Source organism: Stenotrophomonas sp., from assembly GCF_050737575.1.
In the GTDB taxonomy this organism is placed as follows: Bacteria; Pseudomonadota; Gammaproteobacteria; order Xanthomonadales; family Xanthomonadaceae; genus Stenotrophomonas.
Genome location: NZ_JBOHXW010000004.1, coordinates 174,470 through 189,771 on the forward strand (window position 1 = coordinate 174,470; position 15,302 = coordinate 189,771).

A 15,302-nucleotide genomic window follows, 5' to 3' on the forward strand; every position below is an offset into this window, starting at 1 on the left:
GTTGTCTCCGTCAGGCCGCCTGCGCTTGCAGGCGCAGGCGCTGGAAGTAGACATCTTCCAGACCCGGTTCCACCGGCTCGAAGCCCTGTTCCGGACACGACTGGCTGAAGACATGGATCACCGGGTGCCCGCCCATCAGGCGCGTGGACAGCACGGTGAAGCGTGATTCGTACTCTGGCAGCGCGGCCTTGGTCACCTGCTTGCGCCACACCTGCGCCTGCAGCGCGTCGATGGCGTCGGCGGGGCGGCCGGTCAACAACACCTGTCCCTTGTTCATGATGGCCATGCTGGGGCACAGGTCGGTCACGTCCTCGACGATGTGCGTGGACAGGATCACCGCCACGTTCTCGCCGATTTCCGCCAGCAGGTTGAGGAAGCGGTTGCGTTCTTCCGGATCGAGGCCGGCGGTGGGTTCGTCCACGATCACCAGCTGCGGGTTGCCGAGCAATGCCTGGGCGATGCCGAAGCGCTGGCGCATGCCGCCGGAGTAGGTGCCGAGCTTGCGCTTGCGCGCATCCCACAGGTTTACCTGCTGCAGCAGGCCTTCCACCACTTCCTTGCGCTGCTTGCGCGCGGTGAGCCCTTTGAGCACGGCGAAGTGATCGAGCAGATCCAGTGCGCTCACCTTCGGGTACACACCGAAGTCCTGCGGCAGGTAGCCCAGCCGGCGGCGCAATGCATCCTTGTCGCGGAGAACGTCGATGCTGGCGCCATCGGCGGTGGTCAGCGTTGCACTGCCGGAGTCGGCTTCCTGCAGCGTAGCCAGTGTGCGCATCAGCGATGATTTGCCGGCGCCATTGGGGCCCAGCAGGCCGAACATGCCGCGCGGGATGTCCAGGTCGACATTCTTCAGCGCGTGCACGCCATTGGCGTAGGTTTTCGACAAACCACGGATCTGCAGCATGGACAAAACCTCTCCTTGGATGATGGAAGCATCATTCAGGCCACGCCCACGACGGGCAATGCGCCGGAAGTCACTAGGTCATAGGACGTGCGGGTGCGGCGGATGTGACAGGGGTACAGGGAAGGGCGTGCAGATGCAGGAATTGCAGGAAGCGCAGGAGATGTCAGAAGCACGCGCAGCTGAGCTGCTCCCTTCTCCCGTTTACGGGAGAAGGTGCCCGAAGGGCGGATGAGGGTGCTTGGTGCTTGCTTCAAAGGTTTTTATAGAAGCCAAGGTCAAAGCCAAAGCCAGAGCTGCCCTCACCCCAACCCCTCTCCCGCAGGCGGGAGAGGGGCTTAATCAGGAGCCACAGCCAAAAGCCACAGCCAAAAGCCACAGCCAAAAGCCACAGCCAAAAGCCACAGCCCTCAGCCTCACTCGCCTTCGTACAACTCCAGCGGCAGATCATCTGGATCCGCGAAGAAGGTGAAGCGGCGGCCGGTGAACTCATCCACGCGGATCGGCTCGCAGTCCACGCCTTCGCTTTGCAGGTGGGCGACCACCGCGTCCAGTGCTTCCACACGGAACGCCAAGTGGCGCAGGCCGCAGGCTTCCGGGCGGCTCGGGCGCGGTGGTGGGGTGGGAAAGGAGAACAACTCCAGCTGGCTGCCGTCGGGCAGGCGCAGGTCCAGCTTCCACGAGTCACGCTCGGCGCGGAAATTCTCGGCAGTTACGTCCAGCCGAAGAATGCGCACGTAGAAGTCCCGCGAACGCGCGTAATCCGACGCAATCACTGCCACATGATGGATGCCGGTCAACAATTTCATTGCGCGGCATCCAGCCAGCGCCGGGCGATGTTGATCGCCAGTGCGTAGGGTTCCGGCGCGTTGCGGTTGGTCAGCACGATCACCGTCAGCTTCTGCTTGGGATAACGCACGATCACGTTGCGGAAACCAATGCTCTCGCCGCTGTGCCACAGCGCGTCGCCGTTGATGCGCCAGCCAAAGCCGTAATGCGGCACATCCGGTTCGTTGGTTTTGGTGGCAGGGCTGAACGCCAGTTGCAACGAACTGCGGCGCAGCAGGCGTTCGTCGTACAGCGCGGCATCCCACTTGGCGAGGTCGTCAATGGACGAATAGATGCCGCCGTCGCCAAGCACCGCGCTGGTGGTGCTTTGATCGGTGCGCTGCCAGCGGCCGTCGATTTCGCTGTAGCCGTAGACGCGGTTGGGCACATCGTCCACGCCGTCTTGATGTGCGTAGGTGTTGTTCATGCCAAGTGGCAGAAAGATGCGCTGGCGCAGGAAACTGGCGAAGTCGCTGCCCGATGCCTTGCCCACCACCAAGGCCAATAACGCGTAACCGCTGTTGCTGTAGCGGTAGTCGCTGCCGGGCGTGAAGTAGGTGCGGTTCTCTTTTTCCAGCAGCTGCAGCACGTCGATATCGTGAACCTGGCGGGTGTCGGCCGGGTTCATCAAGTCTTCGTAATCGAGCAGGCCGCTGGTGTGGCTGAGCAGTTGCCGCAGCGTGATGGTGTCGGCCACGGCGGGCAGGCTGGGCAGCCACTTCTTCAACGGGTCATCGATGGACAGCGCACCGTCTTCGGCCAACAGCAGAATCGCCGCGGCGGTGAACTGTTTGCTCACCGACGCCAATCGAAAATTGCTTGCCGGGGTGACGGCGGTGCGGTCTTCGACCGCCGCCAATCCGTAGCTGCGCCGAAATGCCGGCTGGCCGTCCTTGAGCACCAGCACCGAGGCGCCCGGCACCTGGCCGTCATAGGCCTGCATCAGTGCATCAATGCCGGGATCGGGCGGCGCCGCAACAGGGGCCGCCATGGCGGTGGAGAACGCGAACAGGCACAGCGGGGCGAGTCGGTACATCCACCGGTACATGGCAGCTCCAGGGTTGGTTGTCAGGCTTTTTTGCTGGCGATCCAGCGGTCGATCTTGGCTTCCAGAATATCCAGCGGCATCGAGCCGTCCTTCAATACTTCATGGTGGAACTCGCGCACGTCGAAACGCTCGCCGAGCTCGGCCTTGGCCTTGTCACGCAGCATCTGGATTTTGATTTCTCCCACGCGCAGCGCCAGCGTCTGCCCGGGCAGCGCCATGAAGCGTTCCACTTCGGAGGCTGCATCGCTGGCGGCGATGTCGACGTTGTCGACCATGTAGTCGATGGCCTGTTGGCGATTCCAGCCGGAGGCGTTCAAACCGGTATCGGCGACCAGGCGCACGGTGCGCAGCAAGGTGGTCTGCAGATAACCGAGGTGATCGTAAGGGTCGTTGTACAGGCCAAGTTCCTCGCCCAGCGATTCGGCGTACAAACCCCAGCCTTCGACATAGGCGACATCGCCGCCCAGCCGGCGGAAGCGCGGCAAACCAGCCAACTCCTGCTGTGCGCCCAATTGGAAGTGATGGCCGGGAATGCCTTCATGCAGGTATTGCAGCGTCACCGACCAGCGTTTGCGCGAGGGCAGGTCGCCGGTGTTGACGTACAACACGCCCGGCTGTTGACCATCGGCGCTGCCAGGTTGGTAGCTGGCCGCACTTGCCGTGAGCGCGCGCTCCGGCTCCACTGGTTTGATTTCCAGTGCCGCCTTGGGACGCTGGTTGAACATGCGTGGCAGCACGGCCTCCACGCGCTGGCCGGTCTCACGATAGCGGGCCAACAGGGCGTTGGCGTCCTTGAACACGAACTGCCGATCACTGCGCATCGCGTTGAACGTCTTCTGCATCGAGCCACGGATCTTGGCGTCCTTCATCACCGTGGTGATGCGCGCCTGCAGATCCTTTACTTCCTGCTCGCCAAGCGCGTGGATCTCTGCCGGCGTGCGCGCCGGCGTAGTGCTGCTGGCGACGTTGTACGCGTACCACGCCTGGCCGTTGGGCAATGCGCTCATGCCATCGGTGCGGCGGGTGGCCGGCATGTACTCGGTGGCGATGAAGCCACGCAGCGAACGGTACGCGGGGATGATCCGGTACTCGATCATGCGCTTGTATTCCGCGGTCAGCCGCGCCTTGTCCTCGGCGGAAAAATCCTCCGGCATGTTGCGGATCGGGCCCCAGAACAGGCTTTCCTCTGCGGTCGGCTTGATCACCGCATCCAGCTGCGGCAATACCTTTTCCATCAGCGTGCGCGGCTGCACCACACCGGCGGCCATGCCTTCGCGCATGTTGACGATGGCCTGGTCGAACAACGCAGGGATGCCGAGCGAGCGCCGCGACCAGTTCTCGTAATCCTTGACCGTGCGGAACGGCTGCGCGCCTGCGCCGGAGCCGAGTACCGCGATGATGCTGGACAGGTTGTAGTACTGGTTGATCGGCATCATCCAGGTCGGGTACTGCTCACCGGCCAGGGACACATGCGCATCGCGCAGGAAGATTTCGTAGCTGAGCAGGTCCTGGCCCTGCAGTCCGTCGGTGCCGACCTTTTCCACTTTGCCCAGCCACTCGACCATGAAGTCATGCGATTGCTGGCGCGAGGCCGGTGACAGGAAGTTCGGCAACTGGTCGTTGAAACGGGTGTCGCCCTGGAACGTGGCCTGCAGCGGGTTCAGCCGCATCGAGGCATCCCAGTATTCGTCGTAGATGCGATTGAGCTGGGCGGCTTTGTCCTGGCGGATCGGCAGCGGTGCCGGTGTCGCGCGGCGCGGCGCCGGACGCGGTGCGGTACGCGGCTTGGGCTTGGCCGCGCGGCTCTGCGACGACGCCGGGCGCTGGCTCTTCTTCTTGGCTGCCTCGGCCGGAGCCACGGCGGACAACGTCATGATTGAAGCGATTGCGAGCGCAAGAAGGCGAAGCGGGCTGAAAGGCATCGGTTGGTCCGAAAACACACTGGCCCGGGAGCTTGCCCGATAACGCACGCGACGACCAGCGGCCCGTTGTTTGAATACGACCCGGCGTTACAACTGGAGTTACGAAGGCGTTAAACGGGCGCAGCCAGCGGCGGAGTAGGCGCACAGGCACCGTAGCAACGTGGCCGATATAAGCGTCAGCAAAGGTAGCCCGGGTACGCGGAGCGCACCCGGAAGCAGGACCACGTCAGATCTGCAGGCTTGTTGGGTTTGCTGTGAGCAGCCCCGGGTGCGCTGGCGCTTACCCGGACTGCAACGTTCGCTTGTTTCGTTCGTAGCGGGCGGGGATTTGATCCCCGTCGGATTCAGCGGTCAGCGGTGCGGGTGAACGGCACGGTTTCCGGAGCGACGGCGCCGCCGGAAATGATGAAGCTCATCGCCTGGTCCACCGTCCAGTCGGTGGGGGTGAGCAGTTCCACCGGCACGATTTCCAGATAGCCGGACGTGGGGTTGGGCGTGGTCGGCACATAGACGGCGGCCAACTCGCGGCCGGTGCCGGTCTCGCGGATGACGCGGGTCACCAGGCCGACCGACTTCATGTCGCGGTGTGGGAAGTCGATCAACACCACGCGCTGGGTGCTGCCCGGCTGGGTCTGCAGGATGTCCAGCAGCTTCTTGGCGCTGTCGTAGATGATGCTGGCCAACGGAATGCGGCGGATCACCGCGCCAAACCACCGCAGCAGGCGCTGGCCGATCACCCGGCGGCTGAGGATGCCAACGGCCAGGATCACCAGCAGGGTGGCCAGCAGGCCGGTGAGGTCCTGCATCCACTCCACTTTGATCCAGCCCAGGTAGTGCGGGAACGAGGCAGCGATGCGCTCGGACAGCGGGATCACCAGCGGGCTGCTGATGCCCGAAAGCAGCACAAACACGAATTTGACGACCACCCAGGTCAGCCAGATCGGCAGCAGCGTGAGCAGGCCGGTCAGAAAAAGACGTTGCAGGGAGGGGCGGGGGGAGGGGGACACGGCATCGGGCGACATTGGTCGATTGTAGCGGCACCGCACCGGCGGATAAGCTCAGCCGCGTTCAGGGACGAATACAAGGGGAGAACGCTGTGTTGAAGGGATTGCGATGGGTGCTGCGGGTTCTGGCGGCGTTGGTACTGCTGGTGGTCGGGGTGTGGATGGTGTCGCGGCTGATGCCGCTGCCCAAGGCACAGCAGGAAGCCTTGGCGCTGCTGCGTCCAGCGCCTGCCGAGCCACCGGCCGGCGGCAACGCATTCGATGGCATCTGGCTCATCGGCTTTGAGGGTGTGCCCGCTGACGCGCGTGCGGCGATCCTTGCCGAAGACGAAACGCGGATGCGGCGCCTGGCCGAGCAGTCCGGCGATGCACCGTTCACGGCGGCAGCCACGGCCAGTTCTGCGCAGGGGCGCTACCGCGAGGTGCCTGACGCGACTTTGCCCTGCCGCTGGCGACAGACCGATTGTCTGGCGCAGGTGCGCGCCGATCCGACCAGCGTGGAAGCTGCGCTGGTCGATCAGCAGGGGTTGCTGGTGCGGATCAACGCTTTGTCCGGCGACAGCCATTACCGCAGTCGCTTTGCTGCGGATGCGCGCTTGCCCATGCCCAGTTTCAACTTGCTGCAACGCTCGCTGTCGGCGCATGCGCTGGCCCATGTGCAGGGCCGTAGCGATGCAGCGTTGGCCGGCATCTGCAGTGATGTGCGCACGGCAAAAACATTGATGTCGCATAGCGACGGTTTGGTGCCGACCAATCTGGGTGCGGCGATGATCGGCGGCAACGTGCAGCTGCTGGCATCGGTGCTGGCGGAGTTGCCGCTGGATCAGCCGCTGCCTGCACGTTGTGACGGTGTGTTCGTCACACCGGCCCCGCAGGCGCTGAGCCTGTGCCCGGCGATGCAGGGTGAATTTGCGATGGTCAGCAGCGGCCTTGCGGTTACGCCGGCATCGTTCGCCTGGTTGGTGCTGGACAAGCCCAAAACCGAAGCGCTGCTCGCAGTGCCGATGGCCGGTGCCTGCACACAGCGCAGCACCGAGGCATTGGCGGCTGACATCCCGGTGCAGTGGGAACGCATATCACGCAGCAATTGGCGTTTGGAATGCGCAGCCAATGCCATGGGCTGCATCGTGGCGAGCATTTCGGGGCCGGCGTTCAACGACTACGGTTTGTCCCTGCAGGACGCCGGTGCGCGGCTGCGGCTGGCCGAAGCGTTGTTGTGGATGCGGGCCAATCCTCAGGCCAATGCGGCGGCTGCCTTGGCGCAGATGCCGGCCCACTTGCGTGATGGCAAACGGCCGTTGCGATTGGGCAAGGAGGGCACCAGCCTGCAGGTGGTGTCTTACCACGCCAGAGATAACGGCATGGACTTCGCGGTGCCTTTGCCGGGCACCGCGGTGGAGCCTTGATCGATCAGGCCGGATCAATCGTGCGTTGATCCGGCGGGTTGAATCAGCCCTGTGCGCGAGCGTCGGGCTTCAGTCGCACGTAGACCTGCTTGCGCACCCGGGCGACCACCTCGCCCTTGGCATCGACGATGTCGTTGTCGAACCAGCGCAGGTATTTTTCGCCGCTCGCGGTGGCGGCCTTGACCTCGTCGAGGATGGCGTCGTCGAGCTTGAACTCGGTCGACACCACGCCACGGCCGGGCTTGAGGAATTCAATGGCGCCAGCACGGTCCCAGACGAAGTAGCGGCTGCCCATGTTCTGCAGCAGACACAGCATCCAGAACGGATCGGTCATGGCGAACAGGCTGCCGCCGAAATGGGTGCCCACGTAGTTCACGTTCCACGGCCGTTGCCGCAGCTCGACCCGAACATGCCGGTAGTCGGCGCTGATGTCGGTGACGTGGATGCCGGCGAACAGGAACGGCGGCCACAGGTTGATGCCGAAGCGGAACAGGCTGGCTTTCATCGCAGGGCAGGTTGAGCGAAGGGCGGCCAGTCTAGCATTCGCATGCGTATGGTTTGCCGGGTGTCAGGCGGGCGGCGGCTCGGCGCGGTAGGTATCGCGGCCGGCTTCCTTGGCCCGGTACAGGGCGGCATCGGCGGCCTCGAACAGGCGCGCCGGGGTATCCAGCGCGGCTGGCACCACCGTGTAGACGCCGATGGTGAGGCTGACCTGGGCCAGATGGCCCTTGTCCACGTTGATGCCTTGCTGGCGAGTGCGTGCCAGCAAGCTTTCGATCAGCTGTACGGCGCCAGCTTGTGGGGTGTCGGGCAGGATCACCGCGAATTCATCACCGCCGAAACGAGCTGCCAGATCGCGCGGGCGCCGGGCGAGGTCGTGGATGGTGTCGGCGACCTGGCGCAGCACCTTGTCGCCGATGTAGTGGCCGTAGGTGTCGTTGTAGGACTTGAAGTGATCCACATCGACCAGCAGCAGGCTCAGCGGGCGGCCGCTGCGGCGCGCAGCATCGGTCTCCAGCTGCAGCGTTTCTTCAAAGCGCATGCGGTTGGCCAGGCCGGTGAGCGGATCGCGATTGGCCTGACGGCGCCAGTAGCGGATGCGCCACAGCCCCCAGGCCAATAGCAGGACGACGATGCTGGCCACGGCCGCGACCGGCGCGAACCACAGGTTGAAGCCGCGCAGCAGGATGAAACTGAGCAGTAAGGGCGCCGGTATCGCCACCACGCCTACCAGCCACGGTGGCAATGACGAGGTGGTGGCCAAGGTGCACAGCATTACCAACAGGGTGACAAAGGCGATCTGCGCCGGCGGCATCAGCGGCAGGATGACGTGTTGCCCGAGCAGCATCGAGGCGACATTGGCTTGGTATTCGCTGCCGCTCATCCAGCGTTCGTGTGAGGTGGGCGTGAGCAGGCGTGGGGCGACGCCGCTGGCGGTCATGCCCACGATCACCCGCCGTCCATGCAGCAGGCCCGGTGCAATGCGGCCTTCCAGCACATCGCTGTAGGACACCTGCGGGAAGGTGCCCGGCGGGCCGGCGTAACGCAGGCGCACGTAGTTGTCGCGGTGCCATTGGTATGGCGTGAGCGCGTCGTCCTGCGGGCTGGGCAACCCAGGCACGGTTCCGGAGGTGCCGGCCAGGGCCAGACCCAGTGCCGGCCAGTACGCTGAGCCGATGCCGGCCTTGAGGTACAGGCCGCGCGCGACGCCGTCGCCTTCGATTTCGATGTCGGTGTGCGCCAGCTGCGCGGCGGCGGTGGCAATGGCCGGCACCGGCATCAGCTCTTCCGGCACGGCCTCATCGCTGGGCGCGACGGCGAGCACCGGCAGCAGCACGTTGCCACTGCGCTCAATCGCATCGGCCAGCAGCGTGTCCTGCGCACTGTCCTTGCGGTCCGGCTCGATGAACATCAGGTCCAGCGCGACCCGCTCGGCGCCGGCTTCCTGCAACCGGTCCAGCACGCGCGCGTGGGTGCTGCGTGGCCACGGCCATTGCCCGAGTTGCTGCAGGCTGTGGTCATCAATGGCAACGATCAGCAGGCTGGGATCGGCTGGGTAATCCCAGTTGCCGACCAGTTGGTCATAGGCATTTTCATCCTGCTGCCAGAACACGTTGGCGTGGCTGATCCAGCCGGCCACGGCACCGACAACGGCGGCCAGCAGCAGGTGTTGATGCCAGCGCAGCCGCAGCACTCTCATAGCGCGAGCAGCAGTAACAGGGCGCCGGTTCCGGCGCCGTAGCAGAGCTTGCAGGGCAGGTGAATCTGCTGCGCTGGCGAGAACGGGCCGGCATAGCCGTCGTCGTCCAATGTCTGCACCCGCACGTACAGCTTGCCGCCGCGCCAGGGTTGCTTGAGCGACACCTCAGGCGTGTCCACTTCACGGTCGAGCAGTGGTTTGGAGAAATCGGCATGGCGGTCGATCTGCACCCGATAGCGCTGGCCGCTTTCGCCCGCCTGCCAGCGCAGCGTGAACAGACCTTTCTGGCCCTTGTCCGACTGCAGCTGCGGGTCCTGCGGGGCATCGCTGATCTGCAGTGGCAGGGCTTGGCCGAAACGACCGCGCTGACCGTTCGCGTCCAGCGAGGCGACCCGCCAGAAGTAGTCGCCCGGTTCGAGCGCGGACTCGGCGCGAACGCGGTTGCCGCGTGCTTCCTGTTCCAGCAAAGGCTGCAGGAACAGCGGTTCGCGGGCGATCTGCAAGGCGGTACCGGTGGCACCGGGCACGGTCGCCCACTCAAAACGGGGCTGCGCTTGGCGGACGGTTTGCGCGTGCAACGGTGCCAATGTCAGTGGTGCCGGTAGGCCGTCGGGCACGCTGAAGGTCTGTTCGGCATCGAGGCCTTCCACACCTTCGGCGCTGACCGCACGCACCAGCAGCTGCAGTTGGCCGGGTGGCAGGTCGTCGATCTGCAGCTTCGGTTCGGCAAGGTCGCGGGCGAACAGCAGCACTTCCGGTGTATCCGCGCGTACCACTTCAGCGCGGTAGCCGCTGGCGCCGGGCACGGCTTGCCAGGTTGCCAGCAAGGGCAGTGGCGCCAGCCGCAGCTGTGTTGGGTCGAGTTGCGGGGCGGGCAGCAGTGCGTGCGCCGGCGCCGGCGCAGCGCTGTTGGACGCGCTGATGCTGGCGTAGCCGGGTTCAACCAGACGTTGACCAAGGCGGTTGCCCACCTGCACGCGGCCTTCCATCACTTCGGTGGAGCCGGCGACGGTTGCATTGCCTGCGCTGACGCGGAACGCGGTGCCGCGCACGCTGCTGGTCGCGGTGGGCGCGGTGATCATGTAACGCGAAGCCGGTCCGCGCGCGGGCGTTACCCGGTTGCTGCTACGTCCGCGCTGCAGGCGGATGCGGGTATCGACCATGCCGGTGCTGCCGTAACTGCTGAGCTGGTCAAGCAGGATCTGCGAGCTTTCGCGCAGGAGCAGGCGCGAGTCATCGGCAAACACCAACGTCACGCTGGCGTCGGCGCCGGTCTGGACTTCACTGCCCATCGGCAGTTGCATGCCTTCGCGGATGGGTTGCGAACCCAGCCCTTTACTCGTTACCTGGGCGGGACCGCGTACCGCAAGCACGCGCGCTGGTGCCGGCTCAACCCGCAGCCAGGCAATTGGAAAACGCAGGGTCTGGCCGGGCGGCAGGCGGTACGGATCGGAAACCGCGTTGTGCTGTTTCAGCTGTTGCCAGGGTACAGATGGCTTGAGATAACGCGCGCCCAGGTCCCACAGGTTGTCACCGGGGCGGACACGGTAACTCCAGTCCTGGGCGTGGGCTGGAACGGTGTTGAGCAGCAACAGGCTGGCAAGCAGCACTTTCAGCAACACGCCAAAGTGCAGGAATCGCGGGTTCTGCAGGGTCACGGAAATCTTGTCCTCAGGTACGGGTACCTGGAGCGCGGCTTCCTGACCGTGCATCTCCATCCCCCCGGATACCGCGATACCGCTGCGGCGCGATCATGGATTTGATCAGCGCCGCATTATCATTCAGGCCGCGTTTCGTCTGCCTGAACGTGTGCCACCTAGAACAACAGCGAGGACATGCGGCGGCGGAAGCGGCCGACCAGGTCTTCGTCCTCGATCACCCGGAAAGCGTCGATCAAGGCCTTCTTGGGCAGGCTGTCGCGGAAGTTGCGGTCAATGCGCAGCATCTCGATGAACTGCTCCAGTGCGGCTTCGTCCTCGCCACCGAGCAGGTGGTGGATGCCGAGCTGGTAGCGGGCTTCCAGGTCATTGCTGTCGGCCTGAATGCGGTGGGTCAGCACGTCGGTGGCCGGTGCGTCCTTCAGCGCGTTGCTGAAGTCCAGGCGGGCACGGGCGCGGATGGCGCGGTCGTCGGTGGCCAGGTTGGCGGGCAGGGCGTCGAGCAGCGGGCCGGCTTCTTCGGCAGCGCCGGTCTTGAGCAGGGCCAGTGCCAGGTCGAGCTTGAGTTCGTCCTTGTCCGGTTCGGCGGCGACGGCCTCGCGCAACGCGGCGACTTCGGCCTGCGGATCCAGCGCAAGGGCTTCGGGTTCATCGGCGACCGGGGCCGCTTCCAGCGGCAGCACGCCGTGCTGGGTGAGGAATTCGCGCAGCTGGCCTTCGGGCATGGCGCCGGGGAAGCCATCAACGATCTGGCCGTCCTTGATCAGGAACACGGTCGGCACCGAGCGGATCTGGAATGCGGCAGCGACCTGCTGCTCCTTGTCCACGTCCACCTTGGCCAGCTCGAAAGCGCCGTTGTATTCACCGGCCAGTTTTTCCAGCAGCGGGCCGAGGCTCTTGCACGGGCCGCACCAGGTCGCCCAGAAGTCGACCAGCACGGGCGTCTGCATCGACTTCTGCAGAACCTCGGCCTCGAAGGTGTCGGTGGTGGCTTCGAAAACGTGGGGAAGTTCGCTCATGACGGGATTCGTGACTGACAGGAATGTTCTTTATGGCGACGATTGCTTGGGTTCTCAACCACCTGGATGCGGACCCTTGGGGGCGACGTGCGGTGCGGTGGGGGTAGGAGTGGCTTCAGCCGCAGGATGCGGTTGCCCGTTGCGTAGGCTGGGATGCAATCCCAGCGTCTTTTGTGGGATGGATGACGCGCTGGAATTTCATCCCAGCCTACGCCGCTTGTCCGTCGTTCCGGCACCGGCGCGGGCGGCATCGGCTCCATACGCAGACAGCCCGCCAAGGGCGGGCTGTCCGGGAGCGTGCGCGGTGGCTTGCTCAGTGTTGTGCGGGTGACTCGGTCGCCGGCGTTACCACTGCCGGGGCGGCGACTGGCGCCGGTGGCAACGAGAGTTCCGGATTGACCTGCAATGCCTGCAGCGCCTTGATCTGCTTGTCCAGCGCTTCGAGCTGGGTGTTGGTGGCGCGCAGGTCCGAGCTCAAGGCGACGGCTTGCTGCTTGCGCTCCTGCAGGGCGTTGCTGACCTGCATCGACTGCTGGCGCTGCTGCTCCACTTCCTGCTGCAGGCCGCGCAGGCGGCGTTCGTTCAAGGCCACCAGTTTTTCGCTATAGCCCTTGCCGGCCTGCAGACGGATGGTGTCCAGGTAGACCTGGGCCAACTGCTTGGTCTGGTCGGCGAAGGTGACATACAGCGCTTCGGCGTTTTCCACCGAGTCGGTGCGGATGACCCGCCAGAACTCTTTTTCGTGGAACAGCGCCACGTAATAGTTCATCGAATCGGCATGGAACAGCAGGCTGGCGCCGTAGTTGCCGTTGTAGGTGGTGCGCAGTTCGGTCAGCTCGCGGTTGTTCATCAGCCGCTGCAGTTCTGCAACGGTGTTGCCGACGGCGGTGTCTTCGCTGTTGGCCGGTGCGGCGGGCGGCTCGGCTTCACCGCGCTGCCAACGCGCGGCCAGCGCGTGGGGAGCGGCCACAAGGCCAGCAAGCAGCAATGCCCAGGCCAACCGGGCCGGCAATCTCTCGATCCTTCTCATAGATCCTCGTAATTCCCCCGAATTGCGATGGCCGTCGCAGATGCTGATTGCGTACGGGTCGGCGCCGAGCATAGCACGCGTTTCTGCGGCAAAAAGCGCCGTGCCGCAACGATCCGGCGGGCGATTGATTGGCTCATTCCACCAGCTGGCTGCGGCCACATTGGATCGACTGCATGTGTACATCGCTGCGGCCCAGTTGCAGGCCAAGCACGTCGGACAGAATCACCGACAACAGCTTGCCGACCGCATCAAGCGCCGGCCGCAGGGTGGCGTCGATGACGGGTTTGAGCAGGCTGCACACCACGCCCGAGCAACTGCCGCTGCCACTGACCGGGTTGTAGCTGCCATTGCCGCTGATGCCGCCGGGCTTGGTTTGCAGGTACTTGGCCAAGGCGTTCTCCACGCAGCTGTTGTAGGCCAGCAATCCGGCCAGCAGGCCTTTGCAGGAAGTGATGCCCAGCACGTCGAGCAGGCCGCCGATGATGCTCGGATCGCTGACGTTGGTTTCGTAGAGGAAACCGGTCCACACGTTGCCGTTTACCTTCTTCGGGGTGCAGCCCAGCAGCCAGTAATCGCAGGTGGGGATCTGCGTGTCCCAGTTGCCCAGTGCCGGCAGTGTGGCGCTTCCGTCGCGCAATGCAGCGACGACGGCGTCGGGTTGGTAGAAGCCATTGACCTTGGTGGCTTCCAGATACTGCCGCGCGACATCCTGGGCGGTATCGGTGCTGCTGCCTTGCGGGGAGAGCAGCGATTGCAGCGTGCCCAGCAGCGCGCCAACCAGATCCGACACCAGCGTGCCGACCTGAAGATCGTTGGGCTTGACCGTGCCGGTCTGGCCTTCGCTGAGCACCAGCTGGTCGTGATTGGGCAGCGCGGGCAGGGCGATTTTGTGGGTGAGCACATTGCGGCCGAGCAGGGTGATCAGCTGCTCGTTGCCCAGGCCGGTGTTGCACAACTCGCGTGTCGAATCCCACGGCGTGGTTGCCTTGCCGATGCAGATGTTGGCGATGGGGCTTTCCACGTCAACCGTGGCGGTCGCCGGCTGCACGCTGCAGTTGATGGCCGATAGCCGGCCAAAACCGTCGATCACGTCGATATAGGTCGGCAGCTTGATCCGGGTGCCGAGGAAGCCCAGCACCTGGCCCAATCCCAGTGGCAGGTGCTGCGAGTCGATATCCAGAAACAGCCGCACCTGGCTGTTGTACGCCGTGGTGCCGACCGGGCCGATGGCGATGGAGGCCGGCTCCACGATGCTGGCCTTGGCCTTCAACAACAGCAGGTCGAGTTGCGGAATGGCAACGGCATGTTTGGCGTTGGCAATGGAGATGCTGGTGCCGAGCAGGTCCAGCGCGTTGAGGTCCACATCCAGCGCGCTGCTGGCGGCGTTGCTGCCGCCTGCGATGGTGGCGAACAGACCGCTGCTGGTTGCGGTGGAGCCCAGTTGCACCAGTACATCGCTCAACCCAACGCCCAATAATTTCTGTTGCAGCAGGCCGAGGCTGACGTTCGCCACACCTTGATCGTTGGCCAGGTCCGCCATGACATCCAGCAGCTTGGCAACGCTGATCTGGTTGGTGGCCAGCAAACTGTTGAGTTCGCCAGCGCTGATGTCCACCGCGACCGGAATGCCGAGCGCTTCCAACAAACCGCGTGGCGTGATTTTGACGTTGGCCAAACCTTGGTAGCTGCCGATCTGCGTTTGATTGAGGTCGATGCCGACCAGCCGCAACAGGCCTTGCAGCGGCGCACTGCCGTTGACGTTGAGCAGCCGTGAGCCAACGCTGAAAGCGGCCTGCGGTTCGGTGCGGCGTGCGGTGGCAGTGGCGCTGATTACCGGCATCGCTCCGATCTGCCCGAAGAACGGCACGGACTGTCGTGATGCGGTGACACGCACCGCATTCAACGGACGGCTTGTTGCGGTGATGCCGACAAAGCGCGCGTTGCTGGGCAGTTCTGCGCCCCAGTAGCCACAGTCGATGGCGAGCGTGCCGGCAAAGCCGTTGTCGTCCAGTGCGTTGTCGCGTGCAGCGAGGTTGTCGGCGTAATCGGTGGTGCACAGCTCCAGACGTTGCGCGCCGGCCAACGCAGCCAGATCGGCGGTCTTCTGCACGTCGCGCTTGGCCCAGTACAAGTAGCCAACTTCCACCAACCCCAAGATGGCCACCAGGCCCAGCAGCAACAGCATCATCATCACCGCCATGCCACCGCGCTGGCGCAACGCCGAGTTGCACGGGGGAGAATGTCGCTGACCGTTGCGGAACTGCAGGGACAGGCGTTTCATGGCTG

General features: G+C 64.6%; 12 protein-coding genes. 1 reads left to right on the forward strand and 11 read right to left on the reverse strand.

Features of this window, described 5'->3' with window-relative positions; translation table 11 throughout:
• Positions 1-10: 10 nt before the first annotated feature.
• The 5 genes from ACREP4_RS09330 to ACREP4_RS09350 all read right to left on the reverse strand — a co-directional run bounded on the left by ACREP4_RS09330 (position 11) and on the right by ACREP4_RS09350 (position 5,721).
• Entirely contained in the window at positions 11-904 is an 894-nt protein-coding gene (locus ACREP4_RS09330) for an ABC transporter ATP-binding protein (protein WP_431595908.1), read from the reverse strand.
• 413 nt (positions 905-1,317) lie between these two features.
• Entirely contained in the window at positions 1,318-1,710 is a 393-nt protein-coding gene (gene gloA2 / locus ACREP4_RS09335; RefSeq protein ID WP_431595909.1) for an SMU1112c/YaeR family gloxylase I-like metalloprotein, read from the reverse strand.
• A complete protein-coding gene (locus tag ACREP4_RS09340; protein ID WP_431595910.1) occupies positions 1,707-2,765 on the reverse strand; it encodes a serine hydrolase domain-containing protein in 1,059 nt (352 codons plus the stop codon). The genes gloA2 and ACREP4_RS09340 overlap by 4 nt, the downstream gene beginning before the upstream one ends.
• A gap of 32 nt (positions 2,766-2,797) precedes the next feature.
• Positions 2,798-4,699, reverse strand: a complete 1,902-nt coding sequence (locus ACREP4_RS09345) for a DUF885 domain-containing protein (protein ID WP_431595911.1) — start codon at positions 4,697-4,699, stop codon at positions 2,798-2,800.
• 344 nt (positions 4,700-5,043) lie between these two features.
• A complete protein-coding gene (locus ACREP4_RS09350) occupies positions 5,044-5,721 on the reverse strand; it encodes a DUF502 domain-containing protein (RefSeq protein WP_431595912.1) in 678 nt (225 codons plus the stop codon).
• Positions 5,722-5,798: 77 nt separating this feature from the next.
• On the opposite strand from ACREP4_RS09350, the gene ACREP4_RS09355 reads away from it, so the two are divergent.
• On the forward strand, positions 5,799-7,109 hold the full coding sequence (locus ACREP4_RS09355; RefSeq protein WP_431595913.1) for a hypothetical protein: 1,311 nt from the start codon (positions 5,799-5,801) through the stop codon (positions 7,107-7,109).
• Positions 7,110-7,152: 43 nt separating this feature from the next.
• Here the strand turns inward: ACREP4_RS09355 and ACREP4_RS09360 are convergent, their stop codons facing one another.
• The 6 genes from ACREP4_RS09360 to ACREP4_RS09385 all read right to left on the reverse strand — a co-directional run bounded on the left by ACREP4_RS09360 (position 7,153) and on the right by ACREP4_RS09385 (position 15,297).
• Positions 7,153-7,614, reverse strand: coding sequence for a DUF4442 domain-containing protein (locus ACREP4_RS09360; protein WP_431595914.1), 462 nt, complete (start codon positions 7,612-7,614; stop codon positions 7,153-7,155).
• Positions 7,615-7,677: 63 nt separating this feature from the next.
• A complete protein-coding gene (locus ACREP4_RS09365) occupies positions 7,678-9,309 on the reverse strand; it encodes a CHASE2 domain-containing protein (protein ID WP_431595915.1) in 1,632 nt (543 codons plus the stop codon).
• Positions 9,306-10,967, reverse strand: coding sequence for a FecR domain-containing protein (locus tag ACREP4_RS09370; protein WP_431595916.1), 1,662 nt, complete (start codon positions 10,965-10,967; stop codon positions 9,306-9,308). Before ACREP4_RS09370 ends, ACREP4_RS09365 begins: the two co-directional genes overlap by 4 nt.
• Before the next feature lie 158 nt (positions 10,968-11,125).
• The gene (gene trxA / locus ACREP4_RS09375) at positions 11,126-11,986 is read right to left on the reverse strand and encodes a thioredoxin (protein WP_431595917.1); all 861 of its coding nucleotides are present in this window, start codon (positions 11,984-11,986) and stop codon (positions 11,126-11,128) included.
• Between the two features lie 313 nt (positions 11,987-12,299).
• Positions 12,300-12,998, reverse strand: coding sequence for a DUF2968 domain-containing protein (locus ACREP4_RS09380; protein ID WP_431595918.1), 699 nt, complete (start codon positions 12,996-12,998; stop codon positions 12,300-12,302).
• A 151-nt stretch (positions 12,999-13,149) separates the two neighbouring features.
• A complete protein-coding gene (locus ACREP4_RS09385) occupies positions 13,150-15,297 on the reverse strand; it encodes a TadG family pilus assembly protein (protein WP_431595919.1) in 2,148 nt (715 codons plus the stop codon).
• Between the last annotated feature and the right edge of the window lie 5 nt (positions 15,298-15,302).

What these genes read in the sequence shown, in the direction of transcription:
- ACREP4_RS09330 (WP_431595908.1), bottom strand. Translation starts at nt 904, where the DNA reads ATGCTGCAGATCCGTGGTTTGTCGAAAACCTACGCCAATGGCGTGCAC.
- gloA2 (WP_431595909.1), bottom strand. Translation starts at nt 1,710, where the DNA reads ATGAAATTGTTGACCGGCATCCATCATGTGGCAGTGATTGCGTCGGAT.
- ACREP4_RS09340 (WP_431595910.1), bottom strand. Translation starts at nt 2,765, where the DNA reads ATGTACCGACTCGCCCCGCTGTGCCTGTTCGCGTTCTCCACCGCCATG.
- ACREP4_RS09345 (WP_431595911.1), bottom strand. Translation starts at nt 4,699, where the DNA reads ATGCCTTTCAGCCCGCTTCGCCTTCTTGCGCTCGCAATCGCTTCAATC.
- ACREP4_RS09350 (WP_431595912.1), bottom strand. Translation starts at nt 5,721, where the DNA reads ATGTCGCCCGATGCCGTGTCCCCCTCCCCCCGCCCCTCCCTGCAACGT.
- ACREP4_RS09360 (WP_431595914.1), bottom strand. Translation starts at nt 7,614, where the DNA reads ATGAAAGCCAGCCTGTTCCGCTTCGGCATCAACCTGTGGCCGCCGTTC.
- ACREP4_RS09365 (WP_431595915.1), bottom strand. Translation starts at nt 9,309, where the DNA reads ATGAGAGTGCTGCGGCTGCGCTGGCATCAACACCTGCTGCTGGCCGCC.
- trxA (WP_431595917.1), bottom strand. Translation starts at nt 11,986, where the DNA reads ATGAGCGAACTTCCCCACGTTTTCGAAGCCACCACCGACACCTTCGAG.
- ACREP4_RS09385 (WP_431595919.1), bottom strand. Translation starts at nt 15,297, where the DNA reads ATGAAACGCCTGTCCCTGCAGTTCCGCAACGGTCAGCGACATTCTCCC.